This is a genomic window from Klebsiella sp. MS 92-3 (assembly GCF_000195655.1).
GTDB classification, from domain to species: domain Bacteria; phylum Pseudomonadota; class Gammaproteobacteria; order Enterobacterales; family Enterobacteriaceae; genus Klebsiella; species Klebsiella pneumoniae.
On sequence record NZ_GL882795.1, the window covers coordinates 10,582 to 33,763 of the forward strand.

At 58.8% G+C, this 23,182-nt stretch carries 26 protein-coding genes; 11 read left to right on the forward strand and 15 right to left on the reverse strand.

Features of this window, described 5'->3' with window-relative positions; translation table 11 throughout:
* Positions 1-158: DUF2526 family protein (locus tag HMPREF9538_RS16350; RefSeq protein WP_009484785.1), on the reverse strand; the 158-nt coding region annotated here is incomplete at its 3' end.
* A 16-nt stretch (positions 159-174) separates the two neighbouring features.
* Positions 175-1,773, reverse strand: coding sequence for an ABC transporter substrate-binding protein (locus HMPREF9538_RS16345; protein WP_009484786.1), 1,599 nt, complete (start codon positions 1,771-1,773; stop codon positions 175-177).
* Between the two features lie 269 nt (positions 1,774-2,042).
* Between HMPREF9538_RS16345 and HMPREF9538_RS16340 the strand changes: the two genes are divergently transcribed.
* The gene (locus HMPREF9538_RS16340) at positions 2,043-3,476 is read left to right on the forward strand and encodes an aldehyde dehydrogenase (RefSeq protein ID WP_009484787.1); all 1,434 of its coding nucleotides are present in this window, start codon (positions 2,043-2,045) and stop codon (positions 3,474-3,476) included.
* A 13-nt stretch (positions 3,477-3,489) separates the two neighbouring features.
* Here HMPREF9538_RS16340 and HMPREF9538_RS16335 read toward each other — a convergent pair whose 3' ends face one another.
* Both HMPREF9538_RS16335 and HMPREF9538_RS0127460 read right to left on the reverse strand, forming a co-directional pair.
* Positions 3,490-4,239 (reverse strand): alpha/beta fold hydrolase, encoded by a 750-nt coding sequence (locus HMPREF9538_RS16335; RefSeq protein ID WP_009484788.1) that lies wholly within the window; start codon positions 4,237-4,239, stop codon positions 3,490-3,492.
* 88 nt (positions 4,240-4,327) lie between these two features.
* Positions 4,328-4,501, reverse strand: coding sequence for a GhoT/OrtT family toxin (locus HMPREF9538_RS0127460; protein WP_020316439.1), 174 nt, complete (start codon positions 4,499-4,501; stop codon positions 4,328-4,330).
* A 195-nt stretch (positions 4,502-4,696) separates the two neighbouring features.
* Here HMPREF9538_RS0127460 and yncL point away from each other — a divergent pair, with 195 nt between their 5' ends.
* The gene (yncL, locus tag HMPREF9538_RS29760) at positions 4,697-4,789 is read left to right on the forward strand and encodes a stress response membrane protein YncL (protein WP_002906891.1); all 93 of its coding nucleotides are present in this window, start codon (positions 4,697-4,699) and stop codon (positions 4,787-4,789) included.
* 51 nt (positions 4,790-4,840) lie between these two features.
* Here the strand turns inward: yncL and HMPREF9538_RS16330 are convergent, their stop codons facing one another.
* The gene (locus HMPREF9538_RS16330) at positions 4,841-5,092 is read right to left on the reverse strand and encodes a hypothetical protein (protein ID WP_002906893.1); all 252 of its coding nucleotides are present in this window, start codon (positions 5,090-5,092) and stop codon (positions 4,841-4,843) included.
* Positions 5,093-5,229: 137 nt separating this feature from the next.
* Entirely contained in the window at positions 5,230-5,427 is a 198-nt protein-coding gene (locus tag HMPREF9538_RS16325; protein ID WP_004189776.1) for a hypothetical protein, read from the reverse strand.
* 148 nt (positions 5,428-5,575) lie between these two features.
* On the opposite strand from HMPREF9538_RS16325, the gene HMPREF9538_RS31530 reads away from it, so the two are divergent.
* Positions 5,576-5,698: a small membrane protein gene (locus HMPREF9538_RS31530; protein ID WP_004175940.1), complete on the forward strand. Its 123-nt coding sequence runs from the start codon at positions 5,576-5,578 to the stop codon at positions 5,696-5,698.
* Positions 5,699-6,038: 340 nt separating this feature from the next.
* On the opposite strand, the gene patD is transcribed toward HMPREF9538_RS31530, so the two are convergent.
* The 6 genes from patD to HMPREF9538_RS16290 all read right to left on the reverse strand — a co-directional run bounded on the left by patD (position 6,039) and on the right by HMPREF9538_RS16290 (position 13,108).
* Positions 6,039-7,466 carry an aminobutyraldehyde dehydrogenase gene (gene patD / locus HMPREF9538_RS16315; RefSeq protein ID WP_004175939.1) on the reverse strand — a complete coding sequence of 476 codons (1,428 nt, stop codon included), beginning with the start codon at positions 7,464-7,466 and terminating at the stop codon, positions 6,039-6,041.
* 22 nt (positions 7,467-7,488) lie between these two features.
* Entirely contained in the window at positions 7,489-8,295 is an 807-nt protein-coding gene (locus HMPREF9538_RS16310; protein ID WP_004143773.1) for an ABC transporter permease, read from the reverse strand.
* Positions 8,285-9,214, reverse strand: a complete 930-nt coding sequence (locus HMPREF9538_RS16305; protein WP_009484791.1) for an ABC transporter permease — start codon at positions 9,212-9,214, stop codon at positions 8,285-8,287. The genes HMPREF9538_RS16310 and HMPREF9538_RS16305 overlap by 11 nt, the downstream gene beginning before the upstream one ends.
* 1 nt (position 9,215) lies before the next feature.
* Positions 9,216-10,229 (reverse strand): ABC transporter ATP-binding protein, encoded by a 1,014-nt coding sequence (locus tag HMPREF9538_RS16300; protein ID WP_004151215.1) that lies wholly within the window; start codon positions 10,227-10,229, stop codon positions 9,216-9,218.
* 16 nt (positions 10,230-10,245) lie between these two features.
* A complete protein-coding gene (ydcS, locus tag HMPREF9538_RS16295) occupies positions 10,246-11,391 on the reverse strand; it encodes a putative ABC transporter substrate-binding protein YdcS (RefSeq protein WP_002907384.1) in 1,146 nt (381 codons plus the stop codon).
* A gap of 304 nt (positions 11,392-11,695) precedes the next feature.
* Entirely contained in the window at positions 11,696-13,108 is a 1,413-nt protein-coding gene (locus HMPREF9538_RS16290; RefSeq protein WP_004175937.1) for a PLP-dependent aminotransferase family protein, read from the reverse strand.
* A gap of 687 nt (positions 13,109-13,795) precedes the next feature.
* On the opposite strand from HMPREF9538_RS16290, the gene HMPREF9538_RS16285 reads away from it, so the two are divergent.
* From HMPREF9538_RS16285 to HMPREF9538_RS31535, 5 genes are all read left to right on the forward strand, one after another.
* On the forward strand, positions 13,796-15,193 hold the full coding sequence (locus HMPREF9538_RS16285; protein WP_009484794.1) for a cytochrome ubiquinol oxidase subunit I: 1,398 nt from the start codon (positions 13,796-13,798) through the stop codon (positions 15,191-15,193).
* Complete coding sequence (cydB, locus tag HMPREF9538_RS16280) at positions 15,193-16,203, forward strand: cytochrome d ubiquinol oxidase subunit II (protein ID WP_009484795.1); 1,011 nt, start codon at positions 15,193-15,195, stop codon at positions 16,201-16,203. The genes HMPREF9538_RS16285 and cydB overlap by 1 nt, the downstream gene beginning before the upstream one ends.
* Positions 16,203-16,328 carry a DUF2474 domain-containing protein gene (locus tag HMPREF9538_RS16275; protein ID WP_002907461.1) on the forward strand — a complete coding sequence of 42 codons (126 nt, stop codon included), beginning with the start codon at positions 16,203-16,205 and terminating at the stop codon, positions 16,326-16,328. The genes cydB and HMPREF9538_RS16275 overlap by 1 nt, the downstream gene beginning before the upstream one ends.
* A gap of 95 nt (positions 16,329-16,423) precedes the next feature.
* On the forward strand, positions 16,424-16,708 hold the full coding sequence (locus HMPREF9538_RS16270) for a hypothetical protein (protein ID WP_009307734.1): 285 nt from the start codon (positions 16,424-16,426) through the stop codon (positions 16,706-16,708).
* Between the two features lie 148 nt (positions 16,709-16,856).
* Complete coding sequence (locus HMPREF9538_RS31535; protein WP_004143781.1) at positions 16,857-17,087, forward strand: DUF2554 family protein; 231 nt, start codon at positions 16,857-16,859, stop codon at positions 17,085-17,087.
* 12 nt (positions 17,088-17,099) lie between these two features.
* On the opposite strand, the gene HMPREF9538_RS16260 is transcribed toward HMPREF9538_RS31535, so the two are convergent.
* Positions 17,100-19,061, reverse strand: a complete 1,962-nt coding sequence (locus tag HMPREF9538_RS16260; RefSeq protein ID WP_002907469.1) for a peptidase U32 family protein — start codon at positions 19,059-19,061, stop codon at positions 17,100-17,102.
* A 33-nt stretch (positions 19,062-19,094) separates the two neighbouring features.
* Between HMPREF9538_RS16260 and HMPREF9538_RS0127465 the strand changes: the two genes are divergently transcribed.
* Complete coding sequence (locus HMPREF9538_RS0127465; RefSeq protein ID WP_032457065.1) at positions 19,095-19,262, forward strand: hypothetical protein; 168 nt, start codon at positions 19,095-19,097, stop codon at positions 19,260-19,262.
* A 10-nt stretch (positions 19,263-19,272) separates the two neighbouring features.
* On the opposite strand, the gene HMPREF9538_RS16255 is transcribed toward HMPREF9538_RS0127465, so the two are convergent.
* On the reverse strand, positions 19,273-19,842 hold the full coding sequence (locus HMPREF9538_RS16255; protein WP_002907473.1) for a helix-turn-helix domain-containing protein: 570 nt from the start codon (positions 19,840-19,842) through the stop codon (positions 19,273-19,275).
* A gap of 185 nt (positions 19,843-20,027) precedes the next feature.
* On the opposite strand from HMPREF9538_RS16255, the gene HMPREF9538_RS16250 reads away from it, so the two are divergent.
* Positions 20,028-21,194, forward strand: coding sequence for a benzoate/H(+) symporter BenE family transporter (locus HMPREF9538_RS16250; protein WP_004214979.1), 1,167 nt, complete (start codon positions 20,028-20,030; stop codon positions 21,192-21,194).
* Here HMPREF9538_RS16250 and HMPREF9538_RS16245 read toward each other — a convergent pair.
* Complete coding sequence (locus tag HMPREF9538_RS16245) at positions 21,171-22,040, reverse strand: AraC family transcriptional regulator (protein ID WP_004151213.1); 870 nt, start codon at positions 22,038-22,040, stop codon at positions 21,171-21,173. The two genes, HMPREF9538_RS16250 and HMPREF9538_RS16245, sit on opposite strands and share 24 nt — an antisense overlap.
* A 180-nt stretch (positions 22,041-22,220) precedes the next feature.
* Here HMPREF9538_RS16245 and HMPREF9538_RS16240 point away from each other — a divergent pair, with 180 nt between their 5' ends.
* Positions 22,221-23,117 (forward strand): DMT family transporter, encoded by an 897-nt coding sequence (locus HMPREF9538_RS16240; RefSeq protein WP_004175913.1) that lies wholly within the window; start codon positions 22,221-22,223, stop codon positions 23,115-23,117.
* Positions 23,118-23,182 lie beyond the last annotated feature (65 nt).

A 23,182-nucleotide genomic window follows, 5' to 3' on the forward strand; every position in this document is an offset into this window, starting at 1 on the left:
GCGATGGCGGTGCGCAGACGCTGCTGTTGGATATAGCGTTCCTCACGACTGAGTTGCGCATCATCACTCAGGGCGATTAGCAGCTCATTCATATGCGCGATAACGCCCTCGGCCAGGGCGTCATCGACTTTGACGATAACCTCATCCAGATGTGCCATCCTGTTCTCCTTTCGCTTAATTCAGCTTCGCTTTGGAAAAATCGCTCCCCATCATGCTGACGGTGTAGCCGCTGACGTTGCTGCGCGTCGCATAGAAGGTTTTACCGGTCGCCAGGGTGATCCATGGCGCCTGCTGATAAAAAATCTCCTGCGCCTGTTCGTAGAGTTTGGCCCGCGCCTGCGGATCGCTCACCAACAGCGCTTTCTTTACCAGCGCGTCATAGGATTTATCACACCAGCGGGCGGCGTTGGAGCCGGTCTGGATATTATCACAGCTGAGCAATGTGCCAGCAAAGTTGTCCGGATCGCCGTTGTCCGACATCCAGCCATACAGGGCGCTGTCGTGCTCCCCTTTACGCATACCGGCAAGGTATTCGCCCCATTCATAGCTGACAATTTTGGCTTTCACCCCCACTTTCGCCCAGTCGTTTTGGATCATTTCGGCAATGCGTTTTGAGTTTGGGTTATAGGGGCGCTGGACCGGCATTGACCACAGGGTCACTTCCGCGCCTTGCTCCAGACCCGCCTGCTTGAGCAGCGCTTTGGCTTTCTGCGGATCGTAGTCATAGTCCGGGAGATCTTTCTTATACCCGAGCATCGTCGACGGGATCGGTGATTTCGCCACGCTGCCGGAATCGAGGAATACCGCCTTGACGATCGCCTGCTTGTCGGTAGCGTAGTTTAACGCCTGGCGCACCAGCACATTATCAAACGGTTTTTTCTCGGTGTTAAACGCCAGATAGCCGACGTTCAGCGCCTCAATCGCATGCAGCGCCAGATCTTTATTGCCCTTAATCACCGGGAACTGTACCGGCGACGGCGCGGGAATAATCTGGCACTCGTTGGTCTGCAGTTTCGCCAGACGGGTCTCGACGTTCGGCGTAATGGAGAAGATTAAGTGCTTGGTCGGTACCTCGCCTTCCCAGTAGTGGGGATTGGCAATATAGCGGATTTGCGAATCCACTTTATACTGCTGCAGCGCATACGGCCCGGTACCGACAGGCCAGTTATCAACGTTTTCCGGCGTTCCTTTCTTCAGCATCGCCTCACCATACTCTGCCGACAGAATAGAGGCGAAGTCCATGCCCCAGTCGGCAAGAAACGCCGCGTTCGGCTCGTTGAGCTCGAACTGGACATGGTAATCATCCACCTTTTTCACCGATTTAATCAGCTTATCGAGGCCCACGTCGTGGAAGTATTCATAGTTCCCCTGCGACACCTTGTGATAAGGATGCTGAGGATCCATCTGGCGCAGCACGGAGAACAGAACGTCGTCGGCGTTAAAATCGCGGGTCGGTTTGAAGAATTTGTTGCTGTTGAACTTCACCCCCTGACGCAGAGTAAAGGTCCAGGTTTTGCCATCCTCAGAGACGTGCCACTCGGTGGCCAGCGACGGGATCGGCGTATTTTTCACCGGGTCAAAGCTCACCAGACGGTTATACAGTACCTGCGAGCTGGCGACGAACGACGGACCGGAGCTGGCGATCTGCGGATTGAAGGACTCCGGAGAGGCTTCTGAGCAGTAGACCAGAGTGTCATTGCCTGCGGCCCAGGCGGCGCCGGCCGGCAGCAGTGCGCTCAGCAGCAGCGCCAGCGTGGTTTTCCCTGTAGACATGGTTATAAGTCCTGATTATTGATTATAAGAACAGTAATAACAGCACAGCCGCCTGACGGCGGCAAATAATCAATGGCTATCACCTTATGCAAAACGCGTGGAATTTGCTGGTTTAATCGACGTTGCGCTGCTTTTTACGCCAGAGGGCTTCGGGATGTTGTGAGCCACACAAAATTCCTGCAAAAAAATGTGCGATAACCGCCCGGCTCACGCTTCCCGTCAGTGCCGCCCGGTACACTGGGGGAACCGCAGAACAAGAGGTTTCCACCATGACAATCACCTGCAATCTGTACATTGACGGCCAGTGGCACGATGCCGAAGGCCGCCGCACCTTTACCCGACGCCACCCGGCCCACGATGAGGCAGCCTCGGTGGCCGCTGCCGCCAGCCTCGCCGACGGCAAACGCTGCGTCGAAGCCGCGGCCTGCGCCTTTCCGCTGTGGCGCGATACTGCGCCGGCGGAACGACGTCGCTTACTGCTCGAGGCGGCGGAACAGATGCTGTTGCGGGAGGCGAAATTTATCGCCGCCATGGCCGCGGAGACCGGCGCGACCGCGCACTGGGCCGGATTTAACGTTCATCTGGCGGCAGATATTCTGCGTGAAGCGGCGGCGCTGACCACCCAGATTGAAGGGCAAATAATTCCGTCCAACGTGCCGGGTAACCTGGCGATGGGCGTCCGCCAGGGGGCGGGAGTGGTGCTGGGCATGGCGCCGTGGAACGCGCCGCTGATTCTGGCCACCCGGGCCCTGGCGACGCCGCTGGCCTGTGGCAACACGGTGATCCTTAAGGGCGCCGAACTTTCCCCCGCCGCTCAGGGACTGATTATCGACGCCCTTGACGCGGCGGGCTTCCCGCCGGGCGTGGGGAACTATCTTACCTGTGCGCCTGAAGATGCGCCGGCGCTGGTTGAATCGCTGATCGCCCACCCGGCTGTGCGGCGCGTTAACTTTACCGGCTCCACACCGGTGGGACGCATTATCGCCCGCACCTGCGGACAGTATCTGAAACCAGCGGTGCTCGAGCTCGGTGGAAAAGCGCCCCTGCTGGTGCTGGACGATGCTGATATTGAGCAAGCGGCGGCGGGCGCTGTTTTTGGCGCCTTCGCCAACGCCGGGCAGATCTGCATGTCCACCGAGCGCATTATTGTCGACAATGCCGTAGCGGAGGCGTTTATCCCGCTGCTGGCCAGGCGCGCCGCCGCCCTGCCTGCCGCCCTCACGGGCCCGGTTGTCGATATGAACACCATCGCCCGCTGCAACGCGCTCATTGACGATGCGTTAGCGAAAGGCGCTCGCCTGCTGACCGGTGGTAAAGCCAACGATACCCATATGAGCCCGACCCTGCTGGACGGCGTGACCCGCGAGATGCGGCTGTGGCGTGAAGAGTCCTTCGGTCCGGTGAAAGCGATTATTCGCGTCCATAGCGAAGAGGAGGCGCTGGCGGTGGCCAACGACAGCGAGTACGGTCTTTCCGCTGCGGTCTACAGCCGCGACAGCGCCAGAGCGTGGAACGTAGCGCAACGTCTGCAAACCGGGATTTGCCATATCAATGGCCCAACGGTGCATGATGAGGCGCAAATGCCGTTTGGCGGCTGCAAAGCCTCCGGCTATGGCCGCTTTGGCGGGCGGGCCGGGATCGCGGAATTCACCGAGCTGCGCTGGATAACGATCCAGACCCAACCCCGCGAGCTTCCCTTCTGAGGCCCAGCGCCTCTTAACTATGGCTGGCGATAAGCTGCGCCAGCCCCTGCGGATTTTCCCACGCCATCGAGTGTCCGGCATGGGGCACGATGCCGACCGTGATCCCTTGTGCCTGAACGAGGTCGCTATCCGCATAAGGGAGCGACCGCTCTCCGACGATCAGCATTTTCTGGCAGCGCAGCTGGCATAGCTGGGTAAACCAGGGCGTGTCGCTGCCGCGTATCAGGCTGCTGGCGGCCCGCCAGACGGCCCAGGGGGCGCTGTTTTGTAAACAACCCGCCCACGGCGAGCGCTCCTCCGCCAGCAGCCTGGCATAGCCGTCAGCGACAAAGGCTGACTCTGACTGCGCCGCAATGCGCCTGCTGTACTCGCCGCCGCCGGCGAACAGATTGGGTTCCGAGACCAGCAGCGTGGTCACCCGCTCGCCCAGTAGCCCCGCCGCTTCGATGGCGATGCTCCCTCCCATGCTATGCCCGAACAGCGCGAAGCGCTGCAGGCGCAGGTGGCTGAGGAACTGCTCCAAAACTAAAGCCTGCTCATATATGTTGTAACTAAACACGCGCGGTTTATCGCTATAGCCGAAGCCCGGCAGATCGATGAGTATTTTGCGCCGTTCGCGGAGCGCGGGATCGCTGGCAATGCGGGGATAATCGTAGGATGACGCGCAGCCAAGGCCGTGGATAAACACCACCGGAAGGCCATCTCCCGGGAAATCGTGCCAGCGCAGCGTGGCGCCAGCGACGGACGAATAAAAACCGTTCACCTGTATGCCTCCATGATAAGGTTACTGTTTTTTTATACAGTAACCTTATCCTTTGTGCTACCCTTTTCTGCCGTCTAGCGCCTGAGGGTTAAAACAGCGAGACGAGCAGCGCCATCGGGAAGCTGAACGGCCAGGTGGCGCCGATCAGCAGGGCCGCCAGCAGGCGGATCAGCCGGCTCTCTTTGGTTAAAAACCAGCTAATCACGGCGCATATCACGCCCATAATGGCGTAAAACACCAACATTTTTTGATATAACGTCATTCTTACTTTTTCCTTCCCTGAGGGGCGTTCCATGGTGGGATGATTATCTGCCATGACGTCGTGATTCAGAGATACCTGTATAACAAAATCAGAAACGGGCTGAATATTCAGAATAAAGCCTGATTCGTCTTAATCTGATAGCGCAACCGCTGGCGCCGTACTATACCTTTAGGACTTCCTCATTAGGGTGGCGCTATGGATGTCTCCAGTAAAACCGTCGTTATGATTAATGTCTGCGCCGCGTTCGCGCTTATCAGCCTGCTGTCCGTAAGATTTGGCTGGTTTTAATCATTTAATTCAGCAACGAAACCTAAAAAAGCAGCCCCGAAGGCTGCTTTTTTACGCGCGAACAACAGAGTTGTTATCTTGCTGTCGGGCGGCGGGGGCTAACTGCGCGGCAGCTATTACCTTATTAAGACTGGGGTTATAGCGCGGCAGTACATTGACTTTTTCACTATCCCATTCGGCGGCGGCGCAGACGGCCTGCCCTACGCCCATCTTCTCACAGCTTTGGATTCGTTTCGCCGGGGCATTACCATAGCTCAGCGCCACAGCGCCGATAGCCAGCAGAATAAAAGCAAAAATTTTCACAGCGACATCAACGTCAAAACCTAATATGCCCTAAATGATCGCATGAGCGGCGGCGGAAAGTCAAACCCGGGGCGCGCTACCGGGCGGCATCCGGTATTTGCCTCTGCCTCAGGGCTATAAAATATTCAGAACAAATATCATGCGATAACCGTAAATATTAAAAGCTTATCTCTAGCCGTGAAATACTTTCTGTTCAGGGGAGTTAATTTCGCTAATAAGGAAAATATTTCGCCGTCGGCAAGGGGAAAAGGATCGCCGCCTTCGCCACAGGCGCAATATATCGCGCGGGCCGTCATCGTAAGAAGATAAATGGCGATGGCAAGCCGTTGTAACATAACCTCTTCATCTCCGTCATCACGGATAAGAGCCAGAAATAGCGCTAAATGACAACAAATATCATTTGCCTTCGCGTCAGATAATACTTACATTCATAACCATTGGTAATGCTTTAGCGCAGTTCGCGCTGTGAATTTCGAGGTGGATATGTCCGGAATCATCACGCTGGTCATCGCGCTAATCCTGCTGGTCGCGGCGGTGTATAATCTTATTTCCTACATTCGTGACCGGCGCAGCGCCAGCCTGCCCAGCAAAAAAACCAAGCGCTGAAAGTAGTTAAAGCGGTATTCTCGTTATCCCGGCGCGACTGGCCGGCTCATCTCTTCGCTCTTCTGCGAGCACAAAAAAGCCCCTGCCGACAGACAGGGGCCGCAATTCGGTCGCGAACCGCGATGTTGCCGCCCCACCCGCCGGGCGCTGTGCGCCCAGGGTGACTGGCGGACCCCATCCGGCGCTTATCTCCGGCACTCATGATGGCTTAGCTCTTGAAGGGGCATCAGAATAATCTCATATCCCCTGGGTTGAGTTTTGACAATTTTTGCCATTGTGACTATTAGCGGCCTAACACACCCATCGCGCAATAGTCGCCTGGCGCTAAATGGTCAATCCTTTAGCTATGCTTAACCATCACATGGCGGACCACGGTATAATCCTCAAGGCCATACATCGACATGTCCTTGCCGTAGCCTGACAGCTTCTGGCCACCGTGCGGCATTTCGCTGACCAGCATAAAATGGGTATTGACCCAGGTGCAGCCGTACTGCAGCCTGGCGCTAAGACGATGGGCGCGACCGACATCTTTCGTCCATACCGAGGAGGCCAGGCCATACTGAGAGTCATTCGCCCAGCTCAGGGCCTGCGCTTCATCGCTGAAAGGCGTCACGCTGACTACCGGACCAAACACTTCGCGCTGGACAATAGCGTCTTCCTGCCGGGCGCCGGCGAGCAGCGTCGGCTGGAAGTAATAGCCCGCGCCGTCAGCCCGACTGCCGCCGGTGACCACTTTAATGTGCGGCAGCGCCCTTGCGGCTTCCACCGCCGCGCTAACGCGCTCAAGATGGGCCAGCGAGCTCAGCGGACCCAGTTCGGTGGCAGCGTCCTCCGGCGCCCCCATTTTCAGGCTGGCCACCGCCGCCCCAAGTTTCTCCACCAGCTGGTCATAGATACCCTGCTGGGCGTAGATCCGGCAGGCGGCCGTGCAGTCCTGGCCGGCGTTGTAAAAACCGAAGGTCCGCACCCCATCCACCACCGCATCGATGTCCGCATCGTCAAAAACGATCACTGGCGCCTTACCGCCCAGCTCCATGTGGGTGCGTTTAATCGACGAGGCGGTATGGCCAATGATATGGGCTCCGGTGGCAATCGATCCGGTCAGGGAGACCATTCGCACTTTAACGTGGGCGGTCAAGGGGTCGCCCACCGTTTTACCGCGGCCAAACAGCACGTTGATAACCCCCTCCGGGAAGATATCTTTTGCCAGCTCCGCCAGCTTCAGCGCCGTCAGCGGGGTGATCTCCGAGGGTTTTATCACTACGCAGTTGCCCGCCGCCAGCGCCGGGGCCAGCTTCCAGGCCGCCATCATCAGCGGATAGTTCCACGGCGCGATGGAGGCCACCACGCCCACCGGATCGCGGCGGATCATTGAGGTATGCCCTTCGAGATACTCTCCGGCCGCCATCCCCGGCAGGCAGCGAGCGGCGCCGGCGAAGAAGCGGAAGACGTCGGCGATGGCCGGCATTTCATCATTAATCACGCAGTGCAGCGGCTTGCCGCAGTTCAGCGACTCCAGCTGCGCCAGGGTTTCAGCCTGCGCCGAGATGGCGTCCGCCAGCTTCAGGAGACATTCCGCACGCGTCTTCGGCGTCGTCTGACTCCAGGCATCGAATGCCCGGTCCGCCGCCTCAACGGCGGCATCGACCTGGGCCGCTGTCGCTTCGGCAATCTCCAGGATCACTTCGCCGGTTGCAGGGTTATATACCGGAACCTTCTCGCCTTCACCTGCCACTAACTTACCGTTTATCAATAGGTTGTGTTGCATAGCATTATCCTGTTTCATGGTTTTATTTCCCGTTTCCGGCGTCGTTATCGCCGTCGCGGGTGAGCCACCAGGCCCCTAAGATTGGTATCGTCGTTACCAGCATCACCAACAGCGCGACAACGTTGGTGACGGGCACATCTCGCGGCCGCCCCAGCTGATTCAGCAACCACAGCGGCAAGGTGCGTTCATGCCCCGCGGTAAAAGTGGTAACGATAATTTCATCAAACGACAGAGCGAATGCCAGCATTCCCCCCGCCAGCAGCGCCGACCCCAGATTGGGCAGCACTACGTAACGAAAGGTCTGCCAACCGGTAGCGCCTAAATCCATCGAGGCTTCCACCATACTCCACGAAGTCCGGCGGAAGCGGGCGATGACGTTGTTAAACACCACCACCACGCAGAAGGTCGCGTGCCCCACCACGATCGTCAGCAGGCCAGGCTCAAGGCCGACCGCTTTGAACGCCGTCAGGAGCGCCAGGCCGGTAATGATCCCCGGCAGGGCGATAGGCAGCAGCAGCAGTAGCGACACCGCGTTTTTGCCAAAAAAGGCGCTGCGCCACAGGGCTCCTGCAGCCAGCGTGCCAAGCACTAAGGCAATGGCGGTCGACAGGGCGGCGATCTTAAGTGACAGTGTCACTGCCTGCAGAATGTCGCTGCGCCCGGCCGCCTCGCTGAACCAGCGCAGCGTCAGCCCCTGCGGCGGAAAGCTAAAGGCTGCATCTTCCGTATTAAAAGCATAGATGGCGATAATCAGCAGCGGAAAGTGGAGGAATATCACCCCGCCCCAGGTCGCCAGTCGCAGATACCAGGGCGCGCGTTCAGAGTGCATCGAAGGCTCCCAGACGTTTCACGAACGCCAGATAGAGGGCAATCAAGACGATAGGCACCAGGGTAAACGCCGCCGCCATCGGCATATTGCCGATCGCCCCCTGCTGCGAGTAAACCATATTGCCGATAAAGTATCCCGGCGGGCCCACCAGCTGCGGCACGATAAAGTCGCCTAGCGTCAGCGAAAAGGTGAAGATCGACCCAGCGGCGATGCCGGGAATGGCCAGCGGCAGCACCACGTAGCGAAAGGTCTGCCGCGGGGCCGCGCCCAGATCGGCCGAGGCCTGTAGCAACGATCCCGGAATACGCTCCAGCGCCGCCTGCACCGGCAGGATCATAAACGGCAGCCAGATGTAGACGAACACCAGAAAGCGTCCAAGGCCGGAGGTGGACAAGGTATTGCCGCCGACCGCCGGGAAGCTCAACAGCGCGTTCAGCGCCCCCTCCAGTCCAAGATGACCGAGGAACCACTGCGCCACGCCATCTTTCGCCAGCAGCAGCACCCACGCATAGGCTTTGACGATATAGCTGGCCCACATTGGCAGCATGACCGCGATATAAAAGAAGGCCTTCATTTTGCCGCTGGTATAGCGCGCCATATACCAGGCCATCGGCAGCGCCAGCAGCGCGCTGGCCAGCGTGACGCACAGCGCCATCACCAGGGTCCGCACAATAATGTCGTAGTTGGCAGGGTTGAACAGCGCCCGCAGGTTAGCCAGCGTGAAGTCGCTGGTCACCGACATGGTGAAGTCGTCAAAGGTATAAATGCTCTGCCACAGCAGGGTCAGCAGCGATCCCAGATAGACGATGCCAAACCACATCAGCGGCCCGAGCAGCAGTAAAAACAGGCCCAGCGCCGGTCGGCGCCAGAAGATCCCCGATATGCGCCCGGTCTGCGCAGGAATTATTGCCATGGTCATCTCAGCCTCCGCTTTCCAGCGGGGTCATCGCCGAGCGCGACCATGACGCCTGTACTATTTGCCCGGTTCGCGGAACGCTGGCCGCCGCCGCGCCATCGATGTTGGCCTGGCTGACCAGCAGTTTGTCGCCATCCGCGAGGCGGAGCTCGATCCGCGTCGCCGCCCCCTGATACTGCACCGCCTGCACCACGCCCTGCACCTGCACCTCGCCGCCGCCCTGCAGGCGAACATGCTCCGGACGCAGCGACCAGCTGCCCGCCATCCCGCACAATCGTCGGGCCGCCTCGGCTGCAAAAACGTTGGCGGTGCCGACAAAACCGGCCACAAACGCGGTCCTGGGGTGCAGATAGAGATCCTGCGGGGCATCCACCTGCTCAATGCGCCCGTTGTTAAACACCGCCACGCGATCCGACATCGACAGCGCTTCGCTCTGGTCGTGGGTCACGAAGATGAAGGTGATCCCCAGTGACTGCTGCAGCTTTTTCAACTCCACCTGCATCTGCTCGCGTAGTTTCAAATCCAGAGCGCCCAGCGGCTCATCGAGCAGCAGCACCCGCGGCTGGTTCACCAGCGCCCGGGCAATCGCGACCCGCTGCCGCTGGCCGCCGGAGAGCTGGGAGGGCTTGCGATGATGAGCAAAGCCAAGGGCCACCTTCTCCAGCGCCTCCTGGGCGCGGGCATGGCGCGCTTTCTTCGCCATGCCTTTGACCATCAGGCCGTACGCGACGTTGTCAAGGATCGACATGTGGGGAAATAGCGCGTAGTCCTGGAACACGGTATTCACATCCCGCTGCCAGGGCGGCAGTTCGCTGGCCGGCTGACCAAAGATATGGATGGTTCCGCCGGAGAGCTGCTCAAAACCGGCAATCAGCCGCAGGCAGGTGGTTTTACCCGAGCCGGACGGACCCAGCATCGAGAAAAATTCTCCATCGCGTATGCCAATGCTAACCCCATCCACTGCCCGCACATCGCCATACAGGCGCGATACATTCTGGAACTCGACCGCGTACGTCATTGTTTGCCTCCGATCCTTAGCGGCCGCCCATTATCGCAATATAGTCCTGAGTCCAGCGGCTATAGGGCACGTATTTCCCGCCTTCCGCAACCGGCGTTTTCCAGAAGTGAATGCGGTTAAACTGCTCATAGCCGTTGGTCTCACAGCCTTTATCACCGAGCAGCGCGCTGGCTTTACAGCCCTCAGGCACCACCGGCAGCGAACCGAACCAGGCCGCCACATCGCCCTGCACCTTCGGCGTGAGCGACCAGTTCATCCATTTATAGGCGCAGACCGGGTGCTTCGCCTCGCTGTGCAGCATGGTGGTATCCGCCCAGCCGGTTACCCCCTCCTTCGGGAACACGGTGGCGACCGGCTGGCCTTCCGCCTTCAGGCCGTTGGCTTGATAGGGCCACGAACTGGAGGCGGCTACCCCTTCGTTTTTGAAGTCGTTCATCTGTACGGTGGCGTCATGCCAGTAGCGATGGATCAGCGGTTGCTGGTCGCGCAGGACTTTCAGCACCGCGTTGTACTGGGTTTCGGTCAGTTGATAGGGGTCTTCGATCCCCAGCTGCGGCTGGGTGGCTTTGACAAACAGCGCGGCGTCGGCGATATAGATCGGGCCATCATAGGCCTGCACCCGCCCCTGGTTGGTTTTACCATCCGGTAGATCCTGCTTGACGAACACCACGCGCCAGCTGTCCGGCGGCGTCGGGAATACGCGGGTGTTGTACATCAGCAGGTTCGGCCCCCACTGATACGGCGTGCCATAGACTTTACCGCCGACGTTAAACCACGCCCCCTTCGCAATACGCGGATCAAGGGAGCCCCAGCCGGCAATCAGCGCCGTGTTGATCGGCTGCACGCGTTTGCCCATGATCAGGCGCAGCGAAGCATCACCCGAGGCGGTGACCAGATCGTAGCCGCCTTTGGCCATCAGACTGACCATCTCGTCAGAGGTGGCAGCGGTTTTGACATTAACCTGGCAACCGGTGTCCTTTTCGAACTGACTCACCCAGTCGTACTGTTTGTCGGTCTGACCGCGTTCGATATATCCCGGCCAGGCAATAATATCGAGCCGCCCTTCCGGTTTATCCAGCGAGGTGAGCGGCTCTGCCGCCTGAACGGTCAAACAAGCCATACCCAGCACATAAAGGCTGCAACGGGCAATTTTTTTGCTCATCAGGTGTTACTCCTGTCACAAAGGAATTAGCGGCAGCCGTGCCGTAAAAATATCTCCTGAAATAAGGGTAGTCAGCGGATTAACGCCCCCAGGGGAATTTATTCAGGTTGTGACCCGGGACGCATTACGTAAAAATCGCCAACACAAGCAGGACTTTATGGATTATAGACAACGAGTTAGGGAATGAGGAGGGGTATGCATATTTCCTATGGTGAGCGCCGGTAAAATAATGACCGGCCTCGATAAAAATCCTCTTTCGCTTATTTTCGCAGAATGTTTATGATGAGAAAAATAAACGACAGGGTCAGGCAAGCTGTTCGCGAATAAGCTCCCCCAAGCGCTTCACCCCCTGCTCTTCGCGTTCCCCCCAGCCCCAGGCGGTATTAAAACGGAAAAACGAGGTCCAGCTGTCGGAGGTGGAGAACATTTTCCCTGGGGCAATGCTGATGTGCGACGCCAGCGCCCGGGCGCTAAGTGCGCTAGCGTCGGCCCCTTCCGGTAGTTCGATCCACAGAAAGTAGCCGCTGTCGCTGTGGTGGACGACGACCTCCGGCGGCAGATGGCGCAGCAGCGCCTGCCAGGCCTGCTGTTTACGCTCCGCCAGCTGACGACGTAGACGGCGCAGGTGGGCGTCATAGCGCTTGGTGGACAGGTAATCCACCAGGGCTAACTGCATCGGCGAACTGGTGGAAAGCGTACTCATCAGCTGGAGCTGCTGGATCCGCCGCGCCTGTTTGCCGGCCGCCACCCAGCCGATACGAAAGCCGGGTACCAGACATTTTGAGAACGAGCTGCAGTGCAGCGTCATCTCCTGGCGATCCCAGAACTTCGCCGGTAACGGCTTTTCGCGGCCAAAATAGAGCTCGCTGTAGACATCATCTTCGATCAACATCACGTTATAGCGCGCCAGCAGCGCCACCAGCGCCGCTTTTTTTTCAGCGCTGAGGGTGAAGCCGAGCGGATTCTGGCCGTTGGTCATCAGCCAGCAGGCCTTCACCGGATAGTTTTGCAGGGCCGCCTCCAGCGCCGTCAGATCAATGCCTTCCCTGACGTCAGTGGCCACCGACAATGCTTTCAAACGCAGCCTCTCCAGCGCCTGCAGGGCGCCGTAGAAGCAGGGGTTTTCCACCACCACCCAGTCTCCCGGCTCGGTCACCGCCTGCAGGCTGAGGTTAAGCGCCTCCAGCGCCCCGGCGGTGATGACGATCTCGTCCGGCGAGACGTTCATCCCCTGCAGGGCATAGCGACGGGCAATGGCATGCCGGAGTTCTGCATTGCCCGGCGGCAGATTCTCAATGACGCTCATGGCGGTGGCGGTTTTACTCACCTGCGCCAGCGAGCGGTTGAGCTGCTGCAGCGGGAAGAGACGCGGGTCCGGAAAGGCCGAGGCAAAGGGCAGCATCGACGCCTGGCGGCTGGCCTGGAGCACCTCAAAGATATAGGTATTGATATCGACGGCTTCATCGCGAGTGACCTGGGCAGGCGGCGCCGGCTGGCGGAGCTTCACCGGCTGGGGGGCAACATAATAACCCGACTGCGGACGGGCGACGATGCGCCCCTGGCTTTCCAGCAGCTGATAGGCATGGCTGACGGTCATAAAGCTCATGCCGCTGCTGATCACCTGCTCGCGCAGCGACGGCAGCCGATCGCCAGGCAACCAGACGCCAAGGGCGATCTGCTCGGTCAGTTGCTGCGCCAACTGTTGATACTTTTTCATTGCGGCCGTCCCCGTACGATAACGTCCCATTATCATATATCAGTTATAAAAAAATCATAGTTTCCTGTAACTGTTATATCTGCAGCGGCGGCCGCGTCGCCGTGATAGCACGGGATGGGTTTAAAATATCACCACCCAGAATAGCGAGATTAAAACAAACCAGAAGATAATCATTACGCCAAGCGTAATGCACAGACTCTGTAATCCTTTTTCAGACATTGGCATTCCCTTTTATTTATTCCCGAGCTCATACAGTACAAATTAGCCGCGGAGCCGACAATTTATTATTATTTAATTTACGATTAACCGGCTCAGCGTTTTTACTTATTCTCATACTAATGAGTGACAATAAATCAGAGTAAAAATCCGTGGCGGATTTCGTAAGCCAAAATATGCGCTACGGCGGGTGGGAAGGGTATATTATGCCGACCAGGTGACTACGCCATACCGGCGGCAGGGCCGCGTAGCCAGCCGTTAGCAATAACATGACAGACAGCGGAATAGACGCCTAATCACCTTCCGCAGGGATTAATCAAGGTTGCGCAAGGATATTTTCTCGCCCTGGCAACAGCTGAAAAATCATAACAGCGGCCAACTGTTATGATAAAAAATGGCGTGACTGCCTCTGCCCCTCAGTCGTCACTCCACCTAAAATTGCGCTGAATCAATTTTGTTGTGGAGTCCTGCATGTTCGGTCTTGATGCATTCCATCTGGCGCGAGTTCAATTCGCTTTTACGGTCTCATTTCATATTATCTTCCCCGCCATTACCATCGGACTGGCCAGCTATCTGGCGGTGCTCGAAGGCTTATGGCTAAAAACAAAAAATCCCGTCTGGCGCTCGCTGTACCATTTCTGGTCGAAGATTTTCGCCGTCAACTTCGGTATGGGGGTCGTTTCCGGGCTGGTGATGGCCTACCAGTTCGGCACCAACTGGAGCGGTTTCTCACAATTTGCAGGCAGCATAACCGGCCCTCTGCTGACCTATGAAGTCCTGACGGCATTTTTTCTGGAAGCGGGCTTCCTCGGGGTGATGCTTTTCGGCTGGAACCGCGTGGGGCCGGGGCTGCACTTTTTCGCCACCTGCATGGTGGCGCTGGGTACTATCATCTCCACCTTCTGGATCCTCGCCTCTAACAGCTGGATGCAGACCCCGCAGGGGTTTGAGATCGTTGATGGCCAGGTCGTGCCCGTCGACTGGCTGGCGGTGATCTTTAATCCGTCGTTCCCCTACCGATTATTGCATATGACAGTAGCGGCATTTCTCAGTAGCGCGCTGTTTGTCGGCGCCTCGGCGGCCTGGCATCTGCTGCGCGGCAATCAGTCGCCGGCGATCCGTAAGATGTTCTCGATGGCGCTATGGATGACGCTGCTGGTCGCCCCCGTCCAGGCGCTGATCGGCGATATGCATGGCCTGAATACCCTGCAGCACCAGCCGGCGAAAATCGCCGCCATTGAGGGGCACTGGGAAAATCCGCCGGGTGAGCCAACGCCGTTGCTGCTGTTTGGCTGGCCCGATATGGACCAGGAGCGCACCCGCTACGGGCTTGAGATACCGGCCCTGGGCAGTCTGATCCTCACCCACAGTCTTGATAAACAGGTGCCGGCGTTGAAAGAGTTCGCTCCTGAGGAACGCCCGAATTCTACTGTGGTGTTCTGGTCATTTCGCCTGATGGCCGGGCTGGGCATGTTGATGCTGCTGCTGGGCGTACTGGCCCTGTGGCTGCGTCGCGGCGACCAGCTATACCACTCGCGGCCGTTTCTGCGTTTTGCCCTGTGGATGGGGCCATCCGGCCTGATCGCTATTCTCGCCGGCTGGGTGACCACCGAGGTGGGCCGCCAACCCTGGGTGGTGTATGGCGTTCAGCGCACCGCCGATGCCGTTTCCGCTCATGGCGATCTGCATATGTCGGTCAGTTTATTGACCTTTATCGTAGTGTACAGCGCCGTCTTCGGCGTCGGCTACAGCTATATGCTGCGCCTGATCCGCAAGGGGCCGCAGGAGATGCTCCCGGCGACAACCGGTACGCCAGCCCGCCCGCTGTCCGCCGCCACTGAAGGTTATCTGCAGAAGGAGTCCCGCTAATGGGTATCGAATTATCGGTGATCTGGTTCGTGATTATCGTCTTTGCCACGCTGATGTACATCGTCATGGATGGCTTTGATCTGGGCATCGGCCTGCTGTTCAGCACGGTGCGGGGCGGCGGGGATCGCGACGTAATGGTCAACAGCGTCGCGCCGGTATGGGATGGCAATGAAACCTGGCTGGTGCTCGGCGGCGCCGGCCTGTTTGGCGCCTTTCCTCTCGCCTACGCGGTGATCATCGACGCCCTGTCGATCCCCCTGACCCTGATGCTGATCGGCCTGATTTTTCGCGGCGTCGCCTTTGAGTTTCGCTTCCAGGCCACGCCATCGCACCGGCCATTCTGGGATCGCGCCTTTTTTGGCGGCTCCCTGCTGGCAACCTTCAGCCAGGGCGTGGTGGTCGGGGCGGTGATCAACGGTTTCACCGTCAGCGGTCGCGCCTTCAGCGGCGGCATGTTTGACTGGCTGACCCCGTTCAGCCTGTTCTGCGGATTCGGACTATGCGTGGCCTATGCGCTGCTCGGCGCCACCTGGCTGGTGATGAAAAGTGAAGGCGCGCTGCAGCAGAGAATGCGCAGCGCATCGCGGCAGTTGCTGGGTGCCCTGCTGGCGGTGTTTGCCGTCATCAGCCTGTGGACTCCGCTGGCGCACCCGGCGATTGCTGCCCGCTGGTTCAGCCTGCCGAATCTCTATTTCCTGCTGCCGGTACCGCTGCTGGTGATCCTCGTTAGCGGCTGGCTGTGGCGCACGCTGCATCAGCGCGACCGCCATGTTTCGCCCTTCACGCTGACGCTGGGCCTGGTCTTTCTCGGCTTCAGCGGACTGGGGATCAGCATCTGGCCGCATATTATCCCGCCGGCCATCACGCTGTGGCAGGCTGCCGCTCCCCCGCAAAGCCAGGGCTTTATGCTGGTGGGCGCCCTGCTGATTATTCCGGTCATTCTTGGCTACACCTGCTGGAGCTATTACGTGTTCCGCGGCAAAGTTCAGCCCGGGGAGGGATATCACTGATGCATACTGCCTGGCCTAAACGTCTGCTGTGGCTGATCGCGCTCTGGGGAGGCAGCGTACTGACGCTGGCCGCCATTAGCCTGCTGTTTCGCCTGCTGATGACCGCTGCAGGGCTAAAAGTCTGAGTGGGATGCAGAGAGGTCCGAAAAGGGACTTCTCCATCTTATCTTCACTTTTGCCTGATGAAATACGGCGCTACATCTGAAGAAAGGATATTGCTATGAAGAAGTTAGCTTTACTCTCCGCCGTAATGACGCTTGGAATGTCGTCATGGGCTTTTGCTGCCGACAACCCGCCGCCGCCGCCGGAAAAAGGCGCGCAGCATCAGGGTAAACCGCCGGTGAAAAACGGCCAACACGAAGGTAAGCAAGCGCAATACAACAGCAAACAGCCACAACGAGACGGCAAACAGCCGCAGCACGACGGTAAACAGCCGCAGCACAACGGCAAGCAGCCGCCAAAAGGGAGCGAGCACAGCGGGAAACCGCTGCCGCCGAAAGCGTAACACTCTGGCCTGGCTTCCGCGTCAGGCCTTTTTTCATCCTTCGTCAGCCATCGTTGACAAACTCTTGCCGTTCTTTGAGATGCCCGAAAAAAAGCCTGCATTGCGCCTGACATAGTATGTCCACGCCATTGTTCCGTCGAGAAAAGGTATGTTAAAGAGAAGCATAAGCGCCCTGCTGTTGCTGTGCGCATTATTTTCCGGGCATCTGTTGGCCCATCGTCAGGGACACGAGTACTTTCCGGTGCAAAGTCTCGAACAGCAGCTGCTGCACGAAGCGGATAGCGATGAGCTTCGCAGCCAGCACGAGGAGGCCGCCGCAGACCTGCGCGAACATCACCGCTGGCAGGACGACCGTAAACCGCGGGCATCCTGCCAATAGCATCGACTCGAATCAGGCCCCTTTGCGCTTCGGCAGCGTCTTCATCAGATCGTCCGGGCTGACGGAGGCCACAATGCTGCCCGGGTGCGGCATTTTGAGGATATGGTTTTTGATCTTGCCGACCACGTGCATTTCGCACGGACGGCAGTCAAACTTCAGGGTCAGGACCTCATCGCCATGGATCAGCTGCATCGGCGTGGCTTTCCAGCTCTTGATGGAGCCTTTCGCCTGCTTCGGGCAGAGGTTGAAGGCGAACCGCAGACAATGCTTAGTGATCATCACCGGCACATCGCCCTTCTCTTCGTGCGCTTCATAGGCGGCGTCGATCAGCTGTACGCCATAGCGCTGGTAGAACGCCCGCGCCTTGTGGTTATAGACGTTGGCGAGGAAGGAGAGATGGGTCTCCGGGTAGACCGGCGGCGGTACGGAGACCGGCTTGCGGGTGCCACGCTGCCAGGCGTTGAGGCGCGCTTCATCCAGCATCTCCGCAGTTTCCCGACGCAGCTGGTTGAGCAGGCTGTTGGGCACAAACAGCGGCGGCAGATTAACCTGCACCTCGCGCGCATAGTAGATGGTTTGCCCCAGTTTTGTGACACCGTCACGCAGGTTGGCCAACGCTTTCTCCGCCTGGTTAGCTTCGGCGAACTCCCCGTCAAGGGTGTGGGTCACGCTGACGCCATCTTCACAGGTCATGGTGAGAACCAGCTGCTCCTGCCAGCCGCTCAACGTCACGTCTACCGCGATGCGGCGTTCGCTGGAGGTCTTTAGCAGCGCCTGTTGCCAGTTATGATCGAGGTTGCGGTTGAGCGGCTGATGGGGGCGCACTTTATGCAGATCCGCTGGCATCTCGTTCGGCCATACCCGATAACGGTTTTCGCCGGTTTTTTCCACGGTATTAGCACGGAAGCCCACCACTTCGCGCTTAATCATCACGTTGAGACCATCGCCGTTGGTTAACGGTTCACTGACTTCAACGTCGAGGTGGTCTTTGCCTACCTTCAGAACTTCACCCACCGGCAGGCCGATAAATTTCGGCGAATCAAAGGCGCCGATATCGCCTTTGCGGGCATTAACAAAGTAGTCAGTGCTGCCCCGGTGGAAGGTTTTATCCGTGGACGGGATAAAGAAATGCTCGGTGCGTCCAGCCGAGGCGCGCGCCAGGTCGCCGCGATCTTCGATAATGGCATCCAGCATTTGACGGTAGTGCGCAGTGATGTTTTTCACATAACTCATGTCTTTGTAACGACCTTCAATTTTGAAGGAGCGTACGCCAGCGTCGATCAGCGCCGCCAGGTTGGCGGTCTGATCGTTATCCTTCATCGACAGGAGATGTTTCTCATAGGCCACCACCCGCCCCTGATCGTCCTTCAGGGTATACGGCAAGCGGCAAGCCTGCGAGCAGTCGCCGCGGTTGGCGCTGCGTCCGGTCTGGGCGTGCGAAATGTAACACTGCCCGGAATAGGCCACGCACAGCGCGCCATGGATAAAGAATTCGATAGTGGCGTCAGTGTGGTCGTAAATGGCTTTGATTTGACTGAGGTTCAGTTCGCGCGCCAGCACGATCTGACTGAAGCCGGCGTCGGAGAGAAACTTCGCTTTTTCCACACTGCGAATATCGCACTGGGTGCTGGCGTGCAGCTCAATCGGCGGCAGATCCAGCTCCATGATCCCCATATCCTGCACGATCAGCGCATCGACGCCTGCGTCGTAGAGATCGGTAATCAGCCGCTGCGCCGGCTCCAGTTCATCGTCATGCAGAATGGTGTTCAGCGTCACAAATACCTTTGCGCCAAAGCGATGAGCGAAAGGCACCAGCCCGGCGATATCGCTCAGACTGTTGCTGGCGTTGTGGCGGGCGCCAAAGCCAGGTCCACCGATGTAAACGGCATCGGCGCCGTGAAGGATCGCTTCGCGAGCGATACCGGCGTCGCGGGCAGGACTAAGAAGTTCAAGACGATGATTGTGCAGGCGCATACGCGTGTTGTTATCCAGTATAAGGGGGTCGAAATGGCGGCTATTTTAGTCAGAACCGGGCGCAGACGAAAACCTTTTCCGCCGTCGCGCGACGACGAATTTTCACTTTTCAACAAAGTATTGACGGAAAAGATATTTCCCTCAAATCACGGCGAAGAGTACTGTCATCACGTATTCCGGATTTTCCTCGTCACGTTGTGAGTGGTTATCATCAGTCATCTTGTCTGGCCGCGGGTTCGCTCGCGGTTTTTTCTTTTGGATAATGGATAAGAGAATGGAAATGGGCCGCCTGGGCGCCGCGGTTACGATACGCATGCGTCGCGTCGCCGGCGAAACGCCTACCCTCACCCGCCTGCAGCGAGTGCCACTCCCCTTGTAAGCACAAATCCAGCGTACCACTTATCACTACCACATGCTCAATCACCCCTTTCTCATGCGGCGTTGATTCGCTCAGCGCGCCGGGGGCAAGGGTTATCGAAAAATGGTCAAAGCGCAGCTCGGGATCCCACGGGAATACTGGCGTCACCACCATCGCCTGCTGCTGCGGATCAAACGCGGAGGGCGCGGCGCTGGCGTCCGGGACGATGAACGCCGAAAACGGTACGTTCAGCCCGGTGGCAATCTTCCACAGCGTCGCCACCGTTGGACTTGATTCATTCCGCTCAATCTGCCCGAGCATGGCTTTCGACACCCCGGTCTCTTCCGCCAGTCGCGACAGGCTCCAGCCTCGCTGCTGGCGCAGGGTTTTAAGCGTTGCCGCCAGATGTTGCGCAATATTCATCCTTCCTCCTGTTTTTACTGCGCAAAGTATACCGCCATTTGTCTGATTTTTTCAGGACGTTTAACGGCATCGTACGCCACTGGCGGCGAGTTTTTCTCCCAGGGTAGCTGCGCGAACCACCGCTTGTGCGTTATAACGCACAATGATACAGTGAATGGATGTTATAACGCACATGAGAATCATCGATGCGCTCGTTTAGTCTTCCGCTTCCCACTCTGTTCGCTGGCTTCGTCGCCGTGTTGGTGGGGTACGCCAGCTCCGCCGCCATCATCTGGCAGGCCGCCGCCGCGGCCGGCGCTACCCCCGGGCAGATCGCCGGCTGGATGACGGCTCTTGGCCTCGCCATGGGCATCAGTACTCTCGCGCTGAGCGCCTGGCGGAAAGTTCCTGTGCTCACCGCCTGGTCAACGCCGGGCGCTGCGCTGTTAGTTAGCGGCCTGCAGGGGGTGACCCTCGCCGAGGCCGTGGGGATCTTTATTTTCGCCAACGCGCTAATCGTTATCTGCGGCGCCACCGGCCTGTTTGCCCGGCTGATGCAGATCATTCCCCATTCGCTGGCCGCCGCGATGCTGGCTGGGATCCTGCTACGGTTTGGTTTGCAGGCCTTCGCCGGCTTACAGGATCATCTGCCGCTGTGCGGCGGGATGCTCGCCGCCTGGCTGCTGTGTAAAGCGCTGTGGCCCCGCTTCGCCGTGGTGGCCGCGCTGGTGATTGGAGCGCTGATTGCGGCGGCGTCCGGGGATGTGGCTAGCGCCGCCGTGCCGCTGGCATTTGTGACGCCGGAATGGGTCGCCCCGCAGTTTACTCCGGCGCTTTTGCTCAGCGTCGGTCTGCCTTTCTTCCTCGTCACCATGGCCTCGCAGAACGCTCCGGGGTTCGCCACCCTGCAGGCATCAGGCTATACCGTACCGGTCTCCGCACTGATCGTCGTTTGCGGGGGGTTGGCACTACTGCTGGCGCCGTTTGGGGTTTATTCCATCTGCATCGCGGCGATCACCGCCGCCATATGCCAGAGCCCGGAGGCGCACCCGGATCCGAACCAGCGCTGGCTGGCGGCCATAGCCGCGGGCGGTTTTTATCTGCTGGCCGGTCTGTTCGGCGGGTCAATCACCGCCCTGATGTCGGCCCTGCCGCCGGCGTGGATCCAGATGCTGGCGGGTCTGGCGCTGCTCGGCACCATTGGCGGGAGTCTGTTTCAGGCGGTGCATCAGGCCAGTGAACGCGATGCGGCGGTGTTAACCTTCCTGGTCACCGCCAGCGGGGTGACGCTGGCGGGAATTGGCTCCGCCTTCTGGGGCGTGGTGCTCGGCGGGGTGAGTTACGGCGTGCTATCCGCGCTGCGCCGCCCGTAGCTGGGAGGGCGTCAGGCCGGTGGCGGCTTTGACCCGATGGCTGAAATGGCTGGGGGAGCTAAAACCACAGGCCAGCGCTATCTCGGTTAACGGCAGCGCGCTATGGCAGATCAGGTTTTGCGCCTTCGCCATTCGCTGCTGCATGACGTACTGATGCGGAGCCATATTTAGCGACTGACGAAACATACGAGCAAAATGAAACTCACTCAGACCCGCCTGCTGCGCCAGGTCGGCCAGGGTCAAGGGCTGATCGAGATGAGCATCGATCCAGGCCAGTACGTGACGCTTTACGCCTGGCGCCAGCCCGCCGGTGACCGTCGGCAAACGCCACTGCACGGTGGAATAGTGCTGGATCAGATGGGTAAGCAGTAAGCTGCTGGCGGCGCTGAGGGTCAGCTGGTTCGCCGGCTGCCGCCAGTCGTTAGCCAGCAAAAACTGACGATACACTGCGGTGATTTTATCATCGCTGGCGAAGGTCTTTTCCTGCAGGGTGAAGTTCGCCGGGCTGCGGTCCCACACCTCCTCGCCGACGCGACGCAGGTGCGCATCGGTACAGTAAAGATGCACAAACGACAGATCGCCGCGGATATCCCATACGCTTTCATCGCCTTTCGGCATCAGACAAAAACGATCCGGGCCGCCGCCATTTTTCCAGCCGTGCGGCGTCTTTTGATAGCTTTCGTAGCCATCAGCGACGTACAGACTTAAAGTATGATGGTCGCTGCGCACCGTCACGGTATCGCAATTGTTATACCAGGCGGCCAGTTGAATACCGGAATTCAGCTCCACGGTTCCCTTCAGCACCGCGTTCTGTCGCCGTAATGTTTCAAATGTCCCGTAACCCATCGTCTTCACACATTGTCTGTAAAAGCCCTAGTCTAGGGAGACTACGGCGCGGTTTCCAGTCCTCACCGCCAGCGGAGGGCAAATAAGCGCAAGAATTTGCAAGCCGACAACAAACCAGTGAAAGCCGCAGCAGGCGGCAGCCGGCATACTCCTCCCATCAACAGGTAGAGGAGAACCAGGGTGAACGCATTACTCTATGCACTCGTTGTCGTGATCTGGGGTACAACGTGGATTGCGATTTTTTTACAACAGGGACCGGTGGCCGCGCCGGTATCGATTTTCTGGCGTTTCGCCGTAGCCAGCGTCACGATGCTGGCGATTCTGCTCGTCACACGACGCCTGCGGCCGCTGGGCGCGAAAGATCATCTCTGCTGCCTGCTGCAGGGCTGCTGCGTCTTCTGCTTTAATTTCTGGTGTTTTTATACCGCCGCCGCCTGGATCAATACCGGTCTGGAATCGGTGATCTTTTCGATGGCGGTACTGTTTAACGCCATCAACAGCTTTCTCTTTTTTCGCCAGCAGCCGCCGGGCCGCTTCTGGGCCGCCGCCGCGCTGGGTCTCGCTGGTATCGTCATCCTGTTCTGGGACGACCTGCTGGCCAACGGACTGAACGCCTCGCTGCTGTGGGGGATCGGGCTGAGCGCCCTGGGCACCTACGGTTTTTCGCTCGGCAATATGTTCAGTATTCGCCACCAGCGCCGCGGGCTGGAAACGCTGACCACCAACAGCTGGGCGATGCTCTACGGCACGCTGGTGATGGGGGCGATCGCTCTGCTGCGCGGCGATAATTTTATGCCAGAATGGACCGTCAGCTATCTGGGCGCCCTGCTTTACCTGGCGCTGTTCGGCTCGGTCATCGCCTTTGGCGCCTATTTCACTCTCGTGGGGCGCATCGGCGCCAGCAAAGCCGCCTACAGTACGCTGCTGTTTCCGCTGGTCGCCTTATCCATTTCCACCGTCTATGAAGGGTATGTCTGGCACAGCAACGCCGTGATCGGGCTGGCGCTGATCCTGCTGGGTAACCTGGTGATGTTTGCCAAACCGGAACAGCTATTGCTGCGCCGAAGGCTGGCCTGAGGAGGCTGAAGAAAAACAGGGGCGCCCGCGGCGCCGGGGGGGGGGGGGCGGGCGGGGGGGGGGGG

Bases quoted from the DNA above. Each gene is read 5' to 3' on its own strand.
- HMPREF9538_RS16310 (WP_004143773.1), bottom strand. From the start codon at position 8,295: ATGCACTCTGAACGCGCGCCCTGGTATCTGCGACTGGCGACCTGGGGC.
- ydcS (WP_002907384.1), bottom strand. From the start codon at position 11,391: ATGAGCAAAAAAATTGCCCGTTGCAGCCTTTATGTGCTGGGTATGGCT.
- yncL (WP_002906891.1), top strand. From the start codon at position 4,697: ATGGATGTCTCCAGTAAAACCGTCGTTATGATTAATGTCTGCGCCGCG.
- HMPREF9538_RS16340 (WP_009484787.1), top strand. From the start codon at position 2,043: ATGACAATCACCTGCAATCTGTACATTGACGGCCAGTGGCACGATGCC.
- HMPREF9538_RS16325 (WP_004189776.1), bottom strand. From the start codon at position 5,427: ATGTTACAACGGCTTGCCATCGCCATTTATCTTCTTACGATGACGGCC.
- HMPREF9538_RS16245 (WP_004151213.1), bottom strand. From the start codon at position 22,040: ATGGGTTACGGGACATTTGAAACATTACGGCGACAGAACGCGGTGCTG.
- HMPREF9538_RS16290 (WP_004175937.1), bottom strand. From the start codon at position 13,108: ATGAAAAAGTATCAACAGTTGGCGCAGCAACTGACCGAGCAGATCGCC.
- HMPREF9538_RS0127465 (WP_032457065.1), top strand. From the start codon at position 19,095: ATGGCGGCTATTTTAGTCAGAACCGGGCGCAGACGAAAACCTTTTCCG.
- HMPREF9538_RS31535 (WP_004143781.1), top strand. From the start codon at position 16,857: ATGTTAAAGAGAAGCATAAGCGCCCTGCTGTTGCTGTGCGCATTATTT.
- HMPREF9538_RS16275 (WP_002907461.1), top strand. From the start codon at position 16,203: ATGCATACTGCCTGGCCTAAACGTCTGCTGTGGCTGATCGCGCTCTGG.
- HMPREF9538_RS0127460 (WP_020316439.1), bottom strand. From the start codon at position 4,501: ATGACGTTATATCAAAAAATGTTGGTGTTTTACGCCATTATGGGCGTG.
- HMPREF9538_RS31530 (WP_004175940.1), top strand. From the start codon at position 5,576: ATGTCCGGAATCATCACGCTGGTCATCGCGCTAATCCTGCTGGTCGCG.
- HMPREF9538_RS16300 (WP_004151215.1), bottom strand. From the start codon at position 10,229: ATGACGTACGCGGTCGAGTTCCAGAATGTATCGCGCCTGTATGGCGAT.
- patD (WP_004175939.1), bottom strand. From the start codon at position 7,466: ATGCAACACAACCTATTGATAAACGGTAAGTTAGTGGCAGGTGAAGGC.
- HMPREF9538_RS16270 (WP_009307734.1), top strand. From the start codon at position 16,424: ATGAAGAAGTTAGCTTTACTCTCCGCCGTAATGACGCTTGGAATGTCG.
- HMPREF9538_RS16285 (WP_009484794.1), top strand. From the start codon at position 13,796: ATGTTCGGTCTTGATGCATTCCATCTGGCGCGAGTTCAATTCGCTTTT.
- HMPREF9538_RS16250 (WP_004214979.1), top strand. From the start codon at position 20,028: ATGCGCTCGTTTAGTCTTCCGCTTCCCACTCTGTTCGCTGGCTTCGTC.
- HMPREF9538_RS16305 (WP_009484791.1), bottom strand. From the start codon at position 9,214: ATGACCATGGCAATAATTCCTGCGCAGACCGGGCGCATATCGGGGATC.
- HMPREF9538_RS16255 (WP_002907473.1), bottom strand. From the start codon at position 19,842: ATGAATATTGCGCAACATCTGGCGGCAACGCTTAAAACCCTGCGCCAG.
- cydB (WP_009484795.1), top strand. From the start codon at position 15,193: ATGGGTATCGAATTATCGGTGATCTGGTTCGTGATTATCGTCTTTGCC.
- HMPREF9538_RS16345 (WP_009484786.1), bottom strand. From the start codon at position 1,773: ATGTCTACAGGGAAAACCACGCTGGCGCTGCTGCTGAGCGCACTGCTG.
- HMPREF9538_RS16260 (WP_002907469.1), bottom strand. From the start codon at position 19,061: ATGCGCCTGCACAATCATCGTCTTGAACTTCTTAGTCCTGCCCGCGAC.